The 17,333-nt window shown below is 57.1% G+C and carries 18 protein-coding genes and 2 tRNA genes; 15 read left to right on the forward strand and 5 right to left on the reverse strand.

The features are described 5' to 3' along the window. The 3 genes from RTX96_RS13120 to rsmC all read right to left on the reverse strand — a co-directional run bounded on the left by RTX96_RS13120 (nt 1) and on the right by rsmC (nt 1,405). A tRNA-Leu gene (locus RTX96_RS13120) sits at nt 1–86 on the reverse strand. 29 nt (nt 87–115) lie between these two features. After that, a tRNA-Leu gene (locus RTX96_RS13125) sits at nt 116–202 on the reverse strand. Between the two features lie 174 nt (nt 203–376). After that, the gene (rsmC, locus tag RTX96_RS13130; protein ID WP_103818508.1) at nt 377–1,405 is read right to left on the reverse strand and encodes a 16S rRNA (guanine(1207)-N(2))-methyltransferase RsmC; all 1,029 of its coding nucleotides are present in this window, start codon (nt 1,403–1,405) and stop codon (nt 377–379) included. 104 nt (nt 1,406–1,509) lie between these two features. Here rsmC and RTX96_RS13135 point away from each other — a divergent pair, with 104 nt between their 5' ends. The 13 genes from RTX96_RS13135 (at nt 1,510) to RTX96_RS13195 (ending at nt 13,015) form a co-directional block, all read left to right on the forward strand. Beyond that, nucleotides 1,510–1,923, forward strand: coding sequence for a DNA polymerase III subunit psi (locus RTX96_RS13135; protein ID WP_312671320.1), 414 nt, complete (start codon nt 1,510–1,512; stop codon nt 1,921–1,923). Beyond that, nucleotides 1,892–2,332 (forward strand): ribosomal protein S18-alanine N-acetyltransferase, encoded by a 441-nt coding sequence (gene rimI / locus RTX96_RS13140; RefSeq protein WP_312671321.1) that lies wholly within the window; start codon nt 1,892–1,894, stop codon nt 2,330–2,332. Before RTX96_RS13135 ends, rimI begins: the two co-directional genes overlap by 32 nt. Nucleotides 2,333–2,348: 16 nt before the next feature. After that, nucleotides 2,349–3,026 carry a pyrimidine 5'-nucleotidase gene (gene yjjG, locus RTX96_RS13145; RefSeq protein ID WP_103818505.1) on the forward strand — a complete coding sequence of 226 codons (678 nt, stop codon included), beginning with the start codon at nt 2,349–2,351 and terminating at the stop codon, nt 3,024–3,026. 92 nt (nt 3,027–3,118) lie between these two features. Further along, a complete protein-coding gene (prfC, locus tag RTX96_RS13150) occupies nt 3,119–4,708 on the forward strand; it encodes a peptide chain release factor 3 (RefSeq protein ID WP_103818504.1) in 1,590 nt (529 codons plus the stop codon). Between the two features lie 340 nt (nt 4,709–5,048). Continuing rightward, a complete protein-coding gene (gene osmY, locus RTX96_RS13155) occupies nt 5,049–5,669 on the forward strand; it encodes a molecular chaperone OsmY (RefSeq protein WP_103818503.1) in 621 nt (206 codons plus the stop codon). Between the two features lie 129 nt (nt 5,670–5,798). Beyond that, on the forward strand, nt 5,799–5,960 hold the full coding sequence (locus RTX96_RS13160) for a DUF1328 domain-containing protein (protein ID WP_002437547.1): 162 nt from the start codon (nt 5,799–5,801) through the stop codon (nt 5,958–5,960). Nucleotides 5,961–6,076: 116 nt separating this feature from the next. After that, complete coding sequence (locus tag RTX96_RS13165; protein ID WP_103818502.1) at nt 6,077–7,150, forward strand: patatin family protein; 1,074 nt, start codon at nt 6,077–6,079, stop codon at nt 7,148–7,150. Next, complete coding sequence (locus RTX96_RS13170) at nt 7,147–7,920, forward strand: TatD family hydrolase (protein ID WP_312671322.1); 774 nt, start codon at nt 7,147–7,149, stop codon at nt 7,918–7,920. The genes RTX96_RS13165 and RTX96_RS13170 overlap by 4 nt, the downstream gene beginning before the upstream one ends. Before the next feature lie 285 nt (nt 7,921–8,205). Continuing rightward, nucleotides 8,206–8,985: a deoxyribose-phosphate aldolase gene (gene deoC / locus RTX96_RS13175; RefSeq protein WP_103818500.1), complete on the forward strand. Its 780-nt coding sequence runs from the start codon at nt 8,206–8,208 to the stop codon at nt 8,983–8,985. 93 nt (nt 8,986–9,078) lie between these two features. Then, nucleotides 9,079–10,401 (forward strand): thymidine phosphorylase, encoded by a 1,323-nt coding sequence (gene deoA, locus RTX96_RS13180; protein ID WP_103818499.1) that lies wholly within the window; start codon nt 9,079–9,081, stop codon nt 10,399–10,401. Nucleotides 10,402–10,451: 50 nt separating this feature from the next. Continuing rightward, nucleotides 10,452–11,675, forward strand: coding sequence for a phosphopentomutase (deoB, locus tag RTX96_RS13185; protein ID WP_103818498.1), 1,224 nt, complete (start codon nt 10,452–10,454; stop codon nt 11,673–11,675). Nucleotides 11,676–11,777: 102 nt separating this feature from the next. Further along, on the forward strand, nt 11,778–12,497 hold the full coding sequence (gene deoD, locus RTX96_RS13190; RefSeq protein WP_103818497.1) for a purine-nucleoside phosphorylase: 720 nt from the start codon (nt 11,778–11,780) through the stop codon (nt 12,495–12,497). A gap of 221 nt (nt 12,498–12,718) precedes the next feature. Further along, complete coding sequence (locus RTX96_RS13195; RefSeq protein WP_286140666.1) at nt 12,719–13,015, forward strand: DUF2502 domain-containing protein; 297 nt, start codon at nt 12,719–12,721, stop codon at nt 13,013–13,015. 43 nt (nt 13,016–13,058) lie between these two features. Here the strand turns inward: RTX96_RS13195 and yaaA are convergent, their stop codons facing one another. Both yaaA and RTX96_RS13205 read right to left on the reverse strand, forming a co-directional pair. Beyond that, the gene (gene yaaA / locus RTX96_RS13200) at nt 13,059–13,832 is read right to left on the reverse strand and encodes a peroxide stress protein YaaA (RefSeq protein ID WP_312671323.1); all 774 of its coding nucleotides are present in this window, start codon (nt 13,830–13,832) and stop codon (nt 13,059–13,061) included. A 94-nt stretch (nt 13,833–13,926) separates the two neighbouring features. Beyond that, nucleotides 13,927–15,357, reverse strand: a complete 1,431-nt coding sequence (locus RTX96_RS13205) for a sodium:alanine symporter family protein (RefSeq protein WP_312671324.1) — start codon at nt 15,355–15,357, stop codon at nt 13,927–13,929. Nucleotides 15,358–15,550: 193 nt separating this feature from the next. Here RTX96_RS13205 and tal point away from each other — a divergent pair, with 193 nt between their 5' ends. Continuing rightward, nucleotides 15,551–16,504, forward strand: a complete 954-nt coding sequence (gene tal, locus RTX96_RS13210) for a transaldolase (protein ID WP_103818494.1) — start codon at nt 15,551–15,553, stop codon at nt 16,502–16,504. A gap of 108 nt (nt 16,505–16,612) precedes the next feature. Further along, nucleotides 16,613–17,200: a molybdopterin adenylyltransferase gene (gene mog, locus RTX96_RS13215; protein ID WP_312671325.1), complete on the forward strand. Its 588-nt coding sequence runs from the start codon at nt 16,613–16,615 to the stop codon at nt 17,198–17,200. Nucleotides 17,201–17,333: the final 133 nt, after the last annotated feature.

Raw genomic sequence — 17,333 nt, forward strand, 5'->3', positions numbered from 1 at the left:
TGGTGCGAGGGGGGGGACTCGAACCCCCACATCCTAAGGACACTAACACCTGAAGCTAGCGCGTCTACCAATTCCGCCACCTTCGCCCAGTGCGAGCAATATCAATCGTGATTTATGGTGCGAGGGGGGGGACTCGAACCCCCACATCCGTAAGGACACTAACACCTGAAGCTAGCGCGTCTACCAATTCCGCCACCTTCGCAGACCATCGATACAGTTAAAGTATCGTAACCACGGAGGCGCATTCTAGATGTTTTATACCGTTCGTCAACAGTTAATTGCACGGGACAGGGCAACTGCTGCAAAATTCATCGTGAACGGCCAGTAACGCCCGGTGGCGCTGCGCTTACCGGGCCTACGGGTTGGCCGAACCTGTTTAGCGCTTCGCCTGGCGGGTCATCACCGTACGGTAAACCTTAAAGCGTCCGGTCTGGGCCAGCACTTCGTGGAAACCAAAGGTTTCGTCCAGCACCTGCGGGTAGGGCAGGAAGGCGTTGGCCACAATACGCAGCTCGCCGCCGCTGTTCAGATGGCGTACCGCGCCACGGATCAGCGTCTGGGCTGCCTCCAGGCTGGTCTGTAAACCATCGTGGAACGGCGGGTTAGAGATAATCATATCGTAACGCCCGGTCACCTCGGAGAAGACGTTGCTGGCAAAAACGTCACCCTCAACACCGTTGGCGGCAAGGGTGGCGCGGCTGGCTTCTACCGCCGGGGCGCTGACGTCACAGAGCGTCAGGCGCACCTTCGGCGAGTGGCTGGCCAGCACCGCGGAGAGCACGCCCGCGCCGCAGCCAATATCCAGCACCTTGCCTTTGGTATGCGGCGTCAGGGTAGAGAGCAGCAGCTGGCTGCCGCTGTCCAGACCATCACGGCTGAACACGCCCGGCAGGGTGTGGATGGTCAGGCCGTCCAGCGTATAGCTACCGCCAAACGCCGCGGCATCGAACGCGGGCTGCTTCTCCAGACGTCCATGATACAGGCCGCAGCGGCGCGCGCTGTCGACCTTGTTTAGCGGACAGTACTCCGCCAGCATCTGCTCGGCGCTGCGCACGCCGCTGCGGTTCTCGCCGACCACAAAGATATCGGTGCCCAGCGGCAGCAGCGAGAGGATATTCATCAGCTGGAACTGGGCTTCCGGCTTGTTCTTCGGCCAGTAGTAGATCAGCGTATCGCTATCGCCAACGTCGGCCTGCTCGGCAACAAGGCTAAAGCGTGCGTTTTCGCCCAGCTGGCGGCTTAGCACCTGCCAATGGTGAAACTGTTGGGTATGGGCGCGGCTCTCAGCGGTATCCAGACGCGCGGGCAGGTCGTCCTGCATATCTCCGGCAAACAGAACGCGGCTCTCTTCGAAATCATCACTGTGACGCAGCAAGACTTCACTTGCCGGGGTTAAAGCAGACATGAAACAGCTCCTTAATAAACTCAGCGCTGGATTATAGTTGTTTGTTGGCGCAGATACGACGAATTTGCTATATTTGCGCGCCTGACATACAGGAGTGACCCGCTATGATTTCCCGACGCGACTGGCAGCTACAGCAGCTGGGCATTACCCAGTGGTCTTTGCGCCTGCCTACAGCGTTACAGGGCGAAGTCGCTGTGTCACTGCCCGCCCATATCCGGCTGGTGATGGTGTCAAACACGCTTCCGGCCCTTAGCGAGCCGCTGATAGGCGATATCCTGCGGGCGCTGGCCATCACCCCGGATCAGGTGCTACAGCTCACTCCCGACCGCGTGGCGATGCTGCCCCCGGAGAGCCGCTGTAACAGCTGGTTGCTGGGCGCTGACGAGGCGCTGACGCTGGAAGGCGCGCGCGTTCACTCTCCCGCACTCGATGAACTGCGGGCAAACCCGGCGGCGCGAGCCGACCTATGGCGACAGATCTGCGAGTATGAACACGATTTCTTCCCTCAGCACGGCTGACCTTACCCACGCTTTTGCGATTGAGCAACGCGCCCACGCTTTCCCCTGGAGCGAAAAGACCTTCGCCAGCAATCAAGGGGAGCGCTACCTGAACCTGGGCCTGAGCGTTGACGAGACGCTGGCAGCGTTTGCCATTACCCAGGTCGTGCTTGATGAAGCCACGCTGTTTAATATCGCGGTCGATCCCGCGTTTCAGCGTCGGGGGCTGGGGCGCGCACTGCTTGAGCATCTCATTAGCGAGCTGGAGAAGCGTGACGTGCTGACGCTGTGGCTGGAGGTGCGGGCCTCAAACGCGGCGGCTATTGCCCTTTACGAAAGCCTCGGTTTTAACGAGGCGACAATTCGCCGCAACTACTATCCAACCGCTGACGGGCGCGAAGACGCCGTAATTATGGCTTTGCCGCTTTAATAAAAAAGGTGATGTAATGAACTGGGACTGGATCTTCTTTGATGCCGACGAAACGCTGTTTACCTTCGACTCATTCAGCGGACTACAGCGGATGTTTCTCGACTACAGCGTGACCTTTACCGCCGAAGATTTTCAGGACTACCAGGCGGTCAATAAGCCGCTGTGGGTGGATTACCAGAACGGTGCCATCACCTCTTTACAGCTGCAGCACCAGCGTTTCCAGAGCTGGGCCGATCGCCTCAGCGTGCAGCCGGGCGATCTCAACAGCGCTTTTATCAACGCGATGGCCGAAATTTGCGCACCGCTGCCGGGGGCGGTCTCACTGCTGAACGCCCTGCAGGGCAAGTGTAAAATGGGCATTATTACTAACGGCTTTACCGCGCTCCAGCAAATTCGCCTTGAGCGCACCGGCCTGCGCGACCATTTTGACCTGATCGTCATCTCCGAGCAGGTTGGCGTGGCGAAGCCGCATCCGCGTATCTTTGACTACGCGCTGGAGCAGGCGGGTAACCCGGATCGCGCTCGCGTGCTGATGGTAGGCGATACCGCCGAGTCCGATATTCTGGGCGGGATGAATGCCGGATTAGCAACCTGCTGGCTCAATGCACACAACCGCACGCTGCCGGAGGGGATCAACCCGACCTGGACCGTGACCTCGTTGAGCGAACTGGAGCAACGCCTGTGTAAACATTGATTGCCTGCCTCCCATTGCTGGGTAAAATAGCCGCATTTTCCCTATTTCATGATGCGCGGCCTGGTGCCGCGCTTATATAAGAAGATTTTATTATGACGTTGTCTCCTTATCTGCAAGAGGTGGCCAAGCGCCGTACTTTTGCCATTATTTCTCACCCGGACGCCGGTAAAACCACTATTACTGAAAAGGTGCTGCTGTTCGGACAGGCAATCCAGACCGCCGGTACGGTAAAAGGCCGTGGCTCAAGCCAGCATGCCAAATCCGACTGGATGGAGATGGAGAAGCAGCGTGGGATCTCAATCACCACCTCCGTGATGCAGTTCCCCTATCACGACTGCCTGGTGAACCTGCTGGATACCCCGGGTCACGAAGACTTCTCTGAAGATACCTACCGTACCCTGACGGCGGTGGACTGCTGCCTGATGGTTATCGACGCCGCGAAAGGGGTTGAGGATCGTACCCGCAAGCTGATGGAAGTTACCCGTCTGCGTGATACGCCGATCCTGACCTTTATGAACAAGCTCGACCGTGACATCCGCGATCCAATGGAAGTGATGGACGAGGTAGAGAGCGAGCTGAAGATCGCCTGCGCGCCCATTACCTGGCCGATCGGCTGCGGTAAGCTGTTTAAAGGCGTTTACCACCTTTATAAAGACGAAACCTACCTGTACCAGACCGGTAAAGGGCACACCATTCAGGAGGTCCGTATCGTTAAGGGCCTGGATAACCCCGAGCTGGATGGGGCGGTGGGTGAAGAGCTGGCGGCGCAGCTGCGTGACGAGCTGGAGCTGGTGAAGGGGGCCTCGCACGAGTTCGATAAAGATCTCTTCCTGGCCGGTGAGATCACCCCGGTGTTCTTCGGTACCGCGCTGGGCAACTTCGGCGTTGACCATATGCTGGACGGGCTGGTCGAGTGGGCACCTACGCCAATGCCGCGTAAAACCGACACCCGTGAAGTGGAAGCCCAGGAGGAGAAGTTCTCCGGCTTCGTCTTTAAAATTCAGGCCAACATGGACCCGAAACACCGTGACCGCGTGGCGTTCCTGCGTGTCGTTTCCGGGAAATATGAAAAAGGCATGAAGCTGCGCCAGGTGCGTATTGGTAAGGATGTGGTCATTTCCGACGCGTTGACCTTTATGGCGGGCGACCGCTCCCACGTGGAAGAGGCGTATCCGGGAGATATCATCGGTCTGCACAACCACGGTACGATCCAGATCGGCGACACCTTTACTCAGGGTGAGATGATGAAGTTCACCGGTATTCCGAACTTTGCGCCTGAGCTGTTCCGTCGTATCCGCCTGCGCGATCCGCTGAAGCAGAAGCAGCTGCTCAAAGGGCTGGTTCAGCTCTCAGAAGAGGGCGCGGTGCAGGTGTTCCGTCCGATTGCCAACAACGATCTCATCGTTGGCGCGGTCGGGGTGCTGCAGTTCGACGTGGTGGTTGCGCGCCTGAAGAGTGAATACAACGTTGAAGCGATCTACGAATCGGTTAACGTCGCCACCGCCCGCTGGGTCGAGTGCAGCGATGTGAAGAAGTTCGAGGAGTTCAAACGTAAAAACGAGATCCAGCTGGCGCTGGACGGCGGTGATAACCTCACCTACATCGCGCCGACTATGGTCAACCTGAACCTGACTCAGGAGCGTTATCCTGACGTGCAGTTCCGTAAAACCCGCGAACACTAATCCTTTCTCCAGAGCACGGCAGCCGTCGTGCTCTGTCACTTTCCCTGTCTTATTAGACCCTTGCGGAATGTTCTTAAATAGCCCGCTTTTTGCTTTTATCGCCTGTTTTTTATCTTCTCTCCCAAGCGCTTTTTAAATTGTTGGCTATATTTAACAAAGTGATTACCAAACGTGTGGATGAATGCACTGTTCAATGCGTGAATAAAAGCGTTTCATCCCACACTCTTTTTTAGTCACATGATTAATGGCTGAAACAGACGGTGTTATTCACCGTAGCAGCAAAGCGGCCTTGATGGCTGCTCAAAGCCCAAAACGCGGGCAAACTGAAAGGAATAGATCGATGACTATGACAAGACTGAAGATTTCTAAAACCCTGCTGGCTGTTGTATTAGGTTCTGTTGTTGCAAGCGGTTCTGCTCTGGCAGAGACCAGTGCAACCGACAAAGCGCAATCTACGGCGCACAGCGCGGGCGAAAAAATCGATAGCTCTATGAATAAAGTCGGTAACTTCATGGACGATAGCGCGATCACTGCCAAAGTTAAAGCAGCTCTGGTCGATCACGAAAGTATTAAGAGCACCGACATCTCCGTTAAGACTGACAAATCTGTTGTCACGCTGAGCGGTTTCGTTGAGAGCCAGGCGCAGGCTGAAGAGGCGGTGAAAGTCACTAAACAGGTTGAGGGCGTTAAGTCCGTCAGCGACAAGCTGCACGTTCGTGACGGTAAAACCTCTTCTGTGAAAGGCTACGCGGGTGATACCGCCACTACCAGTGAAATTAAAGCCAAGCTGTTAGCTGATGACATCGTTCCGGCACGTAAAGTGAAAGTTGAAACCACCGATGGTGTGGTCCAGCTGACCGGTACGGTGGATTCCCAGGCACAAATCGAACGTGCAGAGAGCATCTCTAAAGCGGTCGATGGTGTGAAAAGTGTAAAAAACGATCTTAAAGTTAACAAGTAATCTCAGAATGCGATCCCCCGCCGTGTAACGGGGGACGTGAGCATCACACCGAGTAAGTATCGCCGGTGAGTAGCCTGAGCGCTCACTAACAGCGGTAACGTTAACTATGGTAAAGGAAAGGAGAATCTTATGTTTCGTTGGGGCATTATATTTCTGGTTATCGCGTTAATTGCCGCTGCTCTGGGCTTTGGTGGCCTGGCCGGTACGGCAGCAGGTGCAGCAAAAATTGTTTTTGTTGTCGGGATCATTCTGTTCCTGGTCAGCCTGTTCATGGGACGTCGGCGTCCATAGCGAGCCGTAAATTCCCGCTAATCGTAAAGCCAGTCCTTGTGACTGGCTTTCACGGTTTATGAAAACTAAAAAATGAGATAAGCTCTTAATAAATAAAACAATGAAAGGAAAGCAGGGTGGGGCAGCGAATTCCCGTTACGCTCGGCAATATAGCGCCGTTGGCGTTGAACTCCTTTCGCCCGGGGCGGCTCGCTTTAGTTTGTGAGGGCGGCGGTCAACGAGGCATCTTTACTGCCGGCGTGCTGGACGAATTTATGCGCGCGCAATTCAACCCCTTCGATCTCTTCTTCGGCACCTCCGCCGGGGCACAAAACATCTCAGCCTACCTCTGTAATCAGCCTGGCTACGCGCGCAAAGTGATTATGCGCTATACCACCTCTCGTGAATTTTTTAATCCGGTACGCTTTGTCCGCGGCGGTAACCTGATCGACCTCGACTGGCTGGTAGAGTCCACCGCCAGGGAGATGCCGCTGGCGATGGATACCGCTGCCCGTCTCTTTGACGTTGGCAAGCTGTTCTATATGTGCGCCTGCCGGGGCGATGACTACACCCCGGGGTACTTCTCTCCAACCAGCCAGACCTGGCTGGATCTGATCCGCGCCACCAGCGCCATCCCCGGCTTTTACCGCAGCGGCGTGATGCTGGACGGGATTAACTATCTTGACGGCGGCATCAGTGATGCCATCCCAGTGCAGGAGGCGGCAAAGCGGGGGGCGAAAACCATCGTGGTGATCCGCACTGTGCCGTCGCAGATGTACTATACCCCGCAGTGGTTTAAGCGCATGGAGCGATGGCTAGGCGAGGGTAGCCTTCAGCCTTTCGTCAACCTCGTTCATCACCATGAGAATAGCTATCATGCGATCCAGCAATTTATTGAGAAGCCGCCCGGCAAGCTGCGGATCTTTGAGATCTATCCGCCACGCCTGCTGAAGAGCATGGCTCTTGGTAGCCGCCTTCCGGCGCTGCGCGATGATTACAAGATGGGGCGGCTGTGCGGTCGCTATTTCCTCGCCACCGTGGGTAAGCTGTTGGTTGACGAGCCACCGCTGCTGCGCCATGCGCCGCGTATCGTCACGCCGACAACGGTGGTGGTGCCGCCTGCGGTGGTGGCAAACGACGCGCTAACGACGCCTCTGGTCGATGCCCCCCAGGCCAACGATACGACGTTCAGTAAAGAGAGTTCGGCATGATGCAGCGCTTTATCGATACCCACTGCCACTTTGACTTTCCACCCTTTACCGGCGATGAGGCGCAGAGCCTTGTCAAAGCCAGTGCCGCGGGCGTTGAAGCAGTGATCGTTCCCGCCGTCGAAGCCGCTCATTTCTCCCGCGTACTGGCGCTGGCGGAGCGGTTTGAGGCTGTCTATGCCGCGCTCGGACTACACCCCATCGTAATTGAAAACCATACCCCGGCATGCATCGACAGGCTGACAGATCTGCTTGCCGCACGGCCTACCCGGCTGGTGGCGGTGGGGGAGATAGGTTTAGATCTCTATCGCGAGGATCCGCAGTTTGATAAGCAGGAGCAGCTGCTCGATGCGCAGCTCCGGCTGGCAAAGCGCTACGATCTGCCGGTGATCCTCCACTCCCGGCGCACTCATGACAAGCTGGCGATGCACCTCAAGCGTCATAGCCTGCCGCGCACCGGCGTGGTACACGGTTTTGCCGGCAGCCTGCAACAGGCCCAGCGCTTCGTTGAGATGGGCTACCGGATTGGCGTCGGGGGCACGATCACCTATCCGCGGGCGAGTAAGACCCGCGACGTCATTGCCCACCTGCCGCTCTCTTCTTTACTGCTGGAAACAGACGCGCCGGATATGCCCCTCAACGGCTTCCAGGGGCAGCCTAACCGCCCCGAGCAGGCCGCCCGCGTATTTAGCACACTTTGTGAGCTACGCCCGGAATCGCCTGACGAGATTGCTGCTACGCTGCTAGATAATACGTATCAAACGTTTATGTGAAAATTTTATCATTTTTCTCCCGCTAAGAGGCAATCTACGGCGAGCTGTCGCGTTTGGCAGGGCTGTTATGTTAGAATTATAACATGCCAGCCGTTCCGGACCGCTCGGTAATGAACGGCGTAGATAGTGATGTACTTCACAATAATATCGTGCAACTTTGCATGACGTTTTCATTAACTGTGATGTGCGTCGAAGTGTCGTGGCGGGAGGATGTTAGAATAGTAACAGACCCGCCCGGTTAACCGATGAACCGGCAAACGCCGTCTTCAGCTTCTGGAGAGTGTTATGACTGATTTAACTGCAAGCAGCCTGCGTGCATTGCAACTGATGGATTTGACCACCCTGAACGACGATGACACCGATGCGAAAGTGATCGCTCTGTGTCACCAGGCGAAAACCCCGGTGGGCAACACCGCGGCTATCTGCATCTATCCGCGCTTTATTCCGATTGCGCGTAAGACGCTGAAAGAGCAGGGCACGCCGGAGATCCGCATCGCGACGGTCACCAACTTCCCGCACGGCAATGACGATATCGAGATCGCGCTGGCAGAGACGCGCGCGGCTATCGCCTACGGCGCGGATGAGGTAGATGTGGTGTTCCCTTATCGGGCGCTGATCGCCGGTAACGAGCAGGTCGGTTTCGATCTGGTGCAGGCCTGTAAAGCCGCCTGTGCTGAAGCTAACGTGCTGCTGAAGGTGATCATTGAGACCGGCGAGCTGAAAGAGGAAGCGCTGATCCGTAAAGCCTCTGAGATCGCCATCAAGGCGGGCGCGGACTTCATCAAAACGTCCACCGGTAAAGTGCCGGTTAACGCCACCCCAGAGAGCGCGCGCATTATGCTGGAAACCATCCGCGATCTGGGCGTCGAGAAAACCGTAGGCTTCAAACCGGCGGGCGGCGTACGCACGGCGGAAGATGCCGCGCAGTTCCTCGCCATCGCCGACCAGCTGTTCGGTGCTGAGTGGGCTGACGCACGCCACTACCGCTTTGGCGCATCCAGCCTGCTGGCGAGCCTGCTGAAGGCCCTCGGCCACGGCGACGGCAAAAGCGCAAGCAGCTATTAATCAACACCGTTGGGCCTCTCCGTAGGCCCGATAAGCGGAGCGCCATCGGGCGTATGCCGGTGGCCTTCGCGCCAGCTCATCAAGGGGGTTACCTTGTTTCTCGCTCAAGAAATTATTCGAAAAAAACGCGATGGCCACGCCCTCAGCGACGAAGAGATTCGCTTTTTTATCAACGGCATTCGTGATAACACCGTTTCAGAAGGTCAGATCGCCGCGCTGGCAATGACCATCTTTTTCCACGACATGGCCATGCCGGAGCGTGTCTCCCTGACGATGGCGATGCGCGATTCGGGTACGGTGCTGGACTGGAAAAGCCTCAGCCTGAACGGCCCGATTGTTGATAAGCACTCTACCGGCGGCGTGGGCGACGTGACCTCCCTGATGCTCGGTCCGATGGTGGCAGCCTGCGGCGGCTACGTACCGATGATCTCTGGACGCGGTCTGGGCCACACCGGTGGCACCCTCGACAAGCTGGAGGCCATCCCTGGTTTTGACATCTTCCCGAGCGACAGCCGCTTCCGGGACATTATTAAGGACGTTGGCGTCGCGATCATCGGGCAGACCAGCTCTCTCGCCCCGGCGGACAAGCGCTTCTACGCTACCCGCGACATTACCGCCACGGTTGACTCTATTCCGCTGATCACCGCCTCCATTCTGGCGAAAAAGCTGGCCGAAGGGCTGGATGCGCTGGTGATGGATGTGAAAGTGGGCAGCGGGGCGTTTATGCCTACCTATGAACTTTCCGCCGCGCTGGCCGAAGCTATCGTCGGCGTCGCCAATGGCGCGGGCGTACGCACCACGGCTCTGCTGACCGATATGAACCAGGTTCTGGCCTCCAGCGCCGGTAACGCGGTAGAAGTGCGTGAGGCGGTGCAGTTCCTTACCGGCGAGTACCGCAACCCGCGCCTGCTCGATGTCACTATGGCGCTGTGCGTGGAGATGCTGATCTCCGGCAAGCTTGCTCGTGACGATGCCGATGCTCGCCAGCAACTGCAGGCGGTGCTGGATAACGGCAAAGCGGCAGAGGTGTTTGGCCGGATGGTAGCCGCGCAAAAAGGCCCGGCTGACTTCGTCGAGAACTACGCGAAGTACCTGCCGACGGCGACCCTCAGCAAGGCGGTCTACGCCGATACCGAAGGGTTTGTCTCGGCGATGGATACCCGTGCGCTGGGCATGGCGGTGGTGTCGATGGGCGGCGGTCGTCGCCAGGCCTCTGACAGCATTGACTACAGCGTGGGCTTCACCGATATGGCGCGTCTGGGCGACAGCGTTGACGGCCAGCGGCCGCTGGCGGTGATCCACGCCAAAGACGAGGCCAGCTGGCAGGAAGCGGCGAAGGCCGTGAAGTCCGCCGTGACGTTAGACGATCAAGCTCCCGAAACCACGCCAACCGTCTATCGTCGTATTACTGAATAGCTGTATACTGATCTGATCGATTTTTTATGAAGCACTAGTACGGAGAAAATATGAAACGTGCATTTATTATGGTGCTGGATTCTTTCGGCATCGGCGCTACCGAAGATGCGGAACGTTTTGGCGATGCAGGCTCTGATACGCTCGGCCATATTGCCGAAGCCTGTGCCAAAGGCGAAGCTAACACGGGTCGCCAGGGCCCGCTAAACCTGCCTAATTTAACCCGTCTCGGCCTGGCAAAAGCGCATGAAGGCTCAACCGGAACCATTCCTGCGGGGATGGACGGTAACGCAGAGATCGCTGGCGCTTACGCATGGGCGCACGAGCTCTCCTCCGGGAAAGATACGCCGTCGGGCCACTGGGAGATTGCCGGCGTGCCGGTTCTCTTTGACTGGGGCTACTTCTCCGACACCGAGAACAGCTTCCCACAGGAACTGCTCGACAAGCTGGTAGAGCGTGCCGGATTACCGGGTTACCTGGGCAACTGTCACTCCTCCGGGACGGTCATTCTGGATCAGCTCGGTGAAGAGCATATGAAAACCGGCAAGCCGATTTTCTATACCTCAGCGGACTCGGTATTCCAGATTGCCTGCCATGAAGAGACCTATGGTCTGGATAAGCTCTACGCGCTGTGTGAAATCGCCCGTGAAGAGCTGACCGAAGGCGGCTACAACATCGGCCGCGTTATTGCGCGTCCGTTTGTTGGCGACAAGGCGGGTAACTTCCAGCGTACCGGTAACCGTCACGATCTGGCGGTAGAGCCGCCGGCGCCGACCATTCTGCAGAAGCTGGTGGAAGAGAAAGATGGCCATGTCGTATCGGTAGGTAAAATCGCCGATATCTATGCCCACGTCGGTATCACCAAAAAAGTGAAAGCCACCGGCCTGGACGCGCTGTTTGACGCTACCGTTAAAGAGATGAAGGAAGCGGGTGATAACACCATCGTGTTTACCAACTTCGTTGACTTCGACTCTACCTGGGGGCACCGTCGCGACGTTGCGGGTTATGCGGGCGGCCTTGAGCTGTTCGACCGCCGTATGCCGGAGCTGTTAGCCCTGGTAGAGGAGGGTGACATCATCATCTTCACCGCTGACCACGGCTGCGACCCGACCTGGACCGGTACGGACCACACCCGCGAGCATATCCCGGTGCTAATCTACGGCCCGAGCGTCAAGCCTGGCTCGCTGGGCCACCGTGACACCTTCGCGGATATCGGCCAGACGCTGGCATCGTACTTCGGTACGTCGCCAATGGAATATGGCAAAAACATGCTGTAATGCTTTTGCCCGGCGGCGCTGCGCGTGCCGGGCCTTCGGATCCTGTAGGCCGGATAAGGCGTAGCCGCCATCCGGCGCAAAAATGTATAAAAAGGAATGAAAATGGCAACTCCCCACATTAATGCCGAAATGGGCGACTTCGCTGACGTTGTGCTGATGCCGGGCGATCCGCTGCGTGCTAAACATATCGCGGAAACCTTCCTCGAAGAGGTACGCGAAGTAAATAACGTGCGCGGTATGCTGGGCTACACCGGTACCTACAAAGGCCGTAAAATCTCCGTGATGGGCCACGGCATGGGTATTCCGTCCTGCTCTATCTACACCAAAGAGCTGATCACCGATTTTGGCGTGAAGAAGATCATCCGCGTAGGCTCCTGCGGTGCGGTACGCGCTGACGTTAAGCTGCGTGACGTCGTGATTGGCATGGGTGCCTGCACCGACTCCAAGGTAAACCGTCTGCGCTTTAAGGATCACGACTTCGCGGCGATTGCTGATTTTGACATGGTGCGTAACGCGGTAGACGCGGCTAAAGCGCTGGGCGTTGACGCTCGCGTCGGCAACATCTTCTCTGCCGATCTCTTCTACACGCCGGATCCGACCATGTTCGACGTGATGGAAAAATATGGCATTCTCGGCGTGGAGATGGAAGCGGCGGGGATCTACGGCGTAGCGGCGGAATTCGGGGCGAAAGCGCTGACTATCTGCACCGTTTCCGACCATATCCGTACCCATGAGCAGACTACCGCTGCCGAGCGTCAGACGACCTTTAACGATATGATCAAGATCGCGCTGGAGTCCGTACTGCTGGGCGATAAAGAGTAAGCTGTACATAAGCCGGGAGCGTCGTTCACGAAACGCGCCCCGGCTTTTTTACGGCCAAATATGAAGAAAATGTGCAGGAATTTTGCAGAGAAAAAGCAGAAATTCCCAATAAATGCGGTCACTTAGAGATTAGGATTGCAGAGAATAACAACTCGATAACGAATTACGTAATCTTCTTACATCAGCCCATAACGGGCCACAAAAGAAGTAAGGAGTTACCCATGTTGAAGCCCATTTTAAAACCTCTGATCCTCGCTCTCTCCATGCTGGCCATCGCCCCAATGGCGGCCCAGGCGGCAGAGCTAACCCTGCTCCCTTCGGTAAAACTGCAGATTGGCGATCGCGACAACAGCGGCAACTACTGGGACGGCGGCCACTGGCGTGACCATAGCTACTGGAAAAAACACTACGAGTGGAGAGAAAACCGCTGGCAGCCACACCGTCCGGACCATCGTGACTTTGAGCGTCACGATAACGGCCGCCATCTGGGCCATGACCCGGACCATCACCGCCATTAATCACGACAGCGTCGCGGGGCGCTTAGCGCTCGCGGCGCTGCTTTTAACGTTCGCTACGCTTAAAGACCAGCTCGTTCTTTTGCGACCCCTCTTCATCAAAAACGTAGCCATCAACATCAAACGCCTTTAGCTGATCGGGCGTCGTCAGGCGGTTTTCAATAATGTAGCGGCTCATTAGCCCGCGCGCTTTTTTCGCATAGAAGCTGATCACCTTAAAGGTACCGTTTTTTTCATCAAGAAAGACCGGTTTTACGATCTCGCCTGCAAGCAGCTTCGGCTTCACCGCCCGGAAATACTCATCCGACGCCAGGTTAACAATAATGTTATCCCCCTGGGCCGCCAGCGCCTCGTTTAGCGTAGTGGTGATGGTCTCACCCCAGAACTGATAGAGATCGCTGCCTTTAGGGTTTTGCAGGCGTATGCCCATCTCCAGACGATAGGGCTGCATTAAGTCAAGGGGACGCAGCACGCCGTAGAGACCTGAGAGCATCCGCAGGTGCTGCTGGGCGAAGGTAAAGTCGTCCTCGCTGAAGGTCTCGGCCTGCATACCGGCATAGACGTCGCCCTTAAAGGCCAGGATAGCCTGACGGGCGTTGTCAGGAGTGAAGTCCGGCTGCCAGTCGTGGAAGCGGGTCGCGTTGAGATCGGCCAGCTTATCGCTGATGCCCATCAGGGTCTTGATTTGCGGCGCGGAGAGCTGGCGGGCGACGTCAATCAGCTGCTGGGAATGGTCCAGCAGCACCGGCTGCGTATAGCGCTGGGTGGCCAGCGGGCTTTGGTAATCCAGCGTCTTGGCCGGCGAGATCAGGATCAGCATGTCCACTCCTTAGGGAAAATTTGCGCAGACTTTAGCAAAAAACGGACTGTAGCAAAAAAAGCGCCTGCGTTGATCGATAGTTGCGATTGATAGCCTAGCCGTCTGGCAGATTGTCCCACGCACCGGGTGCCAGCTGGCGTTGGATCTCCGGATAGCGCTGGGGATTAAACACCGGCCGCACCCCCAGCCTGCGCTGACGCAGATAGTCATTGGCAATAATTCGCACCACCGGCGACAGCAGCAGGATGGCGCTGAGGTTAACAATCGCCATCAGCGCCATTATGACGTCTGCCAGCTGCCAGACCATCGGCAGGCTCAGCAGCGAGCCTATCATCACCATCAGCAGCGTGCCGGCACGCATCAGCCAGAGGTTGCGTTTGCTGTGCAGGCGCAGAAAGATCAGATTATTTTCGGCATAGATGTAGTTCACCACGATGGTGGAAAAGGCAAACAACACGGTAATAACGGCAACGAAACCGGCGGCCCAGCTGCCGGTCAGAGAGACCATCGCCTGCTGAACGAGCTCAATGCCGTTGAGGGGAGTATGTGCCGCCGACTCATTGGCCAGCAGAACGATAAGCGCGCTGGCGGTGCAGACGATAATGGTATCGGTAAAGACGCCGATCATCTGCACGATCCCTTGCGCGGCCGGATGGGGAGGCCACGATGCCGCCGCGGCCGCGGCATTGGGCGTCGTGCCCATTCCCGCCTCGTTCGACAGCATGCCGCGCTGAAAGCCGCTGGTCAGTGCCTGGCTAACGGTATAGCCGAGCGCGCCTGCCGCCGCCTCGTGCCAGCCGAAGGCGCACCGGAAGATGGTGCTGGCGATGCCGGGCAGCTGTTCAACATGCCAGGCGCTGATCAGCAGGCTGGCGAGCACCCATATCAGCGTCATTATCGGGACCAGCCACTGCATGATGCGGGCAACGCCGCGAATGCCGAGCATAATCGCCAGCAGCGTGGCAGTAGCCAGAAGCAGCCCGCTAAGCAGCTCCGGTATCTCCCAGGCATAGCGCAGGGCGTGGACCACCGCGTTGGACTGGACGGTGTTAAAAATGAGGCCGTAGACCAGCAGCAGGAAGAGGGCGAATACGATGCCCATCCAGCGCATGCCCAGGCCGCGGGTAATATACCAGGCGGGGCCGCCGCGAAACTGATTATGTTCGTCACGCTCTTTATAGAGCTGCGCCAGAGCGCATTCAGCAAAGGCGGTTGCCATGCCGATCAGCGCGGAGACCCACATCCAGAACACCGCGCCTGGTCCCCCGGCAGAGATCGCCAGCGCCACGCCGACCAGGTTGCCGCTGCCAACGCGCGCCGCGAGGCTGGTGCAGAGCGCCTGGAATGAGGTTAATCCGCCAGGCTGGGGCGTCACGCTATTTTTCAGACTTTTGCCGACGTGGCGTAGGTAGCGAAACTGAATAAACCCCGTGCGCACGGTGAACCAGATCCCTGCTCCCATAAGCAGGTAGATCATCACCGAGCCCCAGAGTATTTCGTTGATAAACAGGAAAAAATCTGGCATTCACATTCCTCTTGTTCATGCCGATAAGCCAGTGTAAACGCTGCCATTTTGCGGCGGCGCAACGCGTCGTTGACCGAGTCTAGCATACTCCAGCTTTGGGCACTGTCTGCGGTTGCGCTGACAGTGCGTCGTGATATCATCAGGGAAGACCGGTTACATCCCCCTAACAAGCTGTTTAAAGAGAAACACGATTATGACGGATAAATTGACCTCCCTGCGTCAGTTCACCACCGTGGTGGCCGACACTGGAGACATCGCGGCAATGAAGCTGTATCAGCCGCAGGATGCTACAACCAACCCTTCTCTGATCCTTAACGCAGCCCAGATCCCTGAATACCGCAAGCTGATTGACGACGCCGTGACGTGGGCAAAAAGCCAGAGCAGCGACCGCGCGCAGCAGATCGTTGACGCCTCTGACAAGCTGGCGGTGAACATCGGTCTGGAGATCCTGAAGCTGGTACCGGGCCGTATCTCTACCGAAGTGGACGCGCGTCTCTCCTATGACACCGAAGGCTCCATTGCCAAGGCCAAACGCCTGATCAAGCTCTACAACGACGCAGGCATCAGCAACGATCGCATCCTGATCAAGCTGGCTTCCACCTGGCAGGGCATTCGTGCCGCTGAGCAGCTGGAGAAAGAGGGCATCAACTGTAACCTGACCCTGCTGTTCTCCTTCGCCCAGGCGCGTGCCTGTGCGGAAGCGGGCGTGTTCCTGATTTCACCGTTCGTGGGCCGTATTCTTGACTGGTACAAGTCCAACACCGACAAAAAAGAGTACGCGGCCTCTGAAGATCCGGGCGTGGTCTCCGTGACTGAAATCTACGAATACTATAAGCAGCACGGCTACGAGACCGTAGTAATGGGTGCAAGCTTCCGTAACGTCGGTGAGATCATTGAGCTGGCAGGCTGTGACCGTCTGACCATCGCCCCTGCGCTGCTGAAAGAGCTGGCAGAGAGCGAAGGGACGGTTGAGCGTAAGCTCTCCTTCAGCGGCGAAGTGAAAGCGCGTCCGGAACGCATCACCGAAGCTGAGTTCCTGTGGGAACACAACCAGGATCCGATGGCGGTAGACAAGCTGGCGGACGGTATCCGTAAGTTTGCCGTTGACCAGGGTAAACTGGAAACCATGATCGGCGATCTGCTGTAACCCTTCTGCGTGGCCGGTCCTCCGGTCACGCTCCTGCTTTTCGATCCTGTCTGTTGTTCTCCTCTGCGTGTATCATTCCCGTATCGATATTGTTTAAACGGAAATGCTATGAATACATTACGCATCGGCTTAGTCTCTGTCTCTGACCGCGCCTCCAGCGGTGTCTATCAGGATAAGGGTATTCCTGCCCTCGAAGCCTGGCTGGCCTCCGCCCTCGCGACCCCCTTTACCATCGAAACCCGCCTCATCCCAGACGAGCAGGCGATCATCGAGCAGACGCTGTGCGAGCTGGTGGATGAGATGAGCTGCCACCTGGTGCTGACCACTGGCGGCACGGGGCCAGCGCGTCGGGACGTGACGCCCGACGCGACGCTGGCCGTGGCCGATCGCCAGATGCCCGGCTTTGGCGAACAGATGCGACAGATCAGCCTGCACTTTGTCCCCACGGCGATCCTGTCGCGCCAGGTGGGCGTGATCCGCAAGCAGGCGCTGATCCTCAATCTTCCTGGCCAGCCGAAATCGATCCAGGAGACGCTGGAGGGGGTAAAAGAGCGTGACGGGAAGGTGATCGTACCGGGTATTTTTGCCAGTGTACCTTATTGTTTACAGTTGCTTGAGGGGCCCTATGTAGAAACCCATCACGAGGTGGTAGCAGCTTTTCGCCCTAAGAGCGCCCGTCGCGAAACAATCTCCTGAATAAAGGGCTTTTCTGGTATAAGCCATGTGATAAGCCAGCCAGAGAGTGGCGTGCTGATTTTTTTACGATATAGTAATTTTAAGTTTACATAAGCCGTAAAGATATCATCATCCACCTCTTTTTACACATGGT

Origin of the sequence: Pseudescherichia sp. (genome assembly GCF_032052675.1) — a bacterium.
In the GTDB taxonomy this organism is placed as follows: Bacteria; Pseudomonadota; Gammaproteobacteria; order Enterobacterales; family Enterobacteriaceae; genus Pseudescherichia.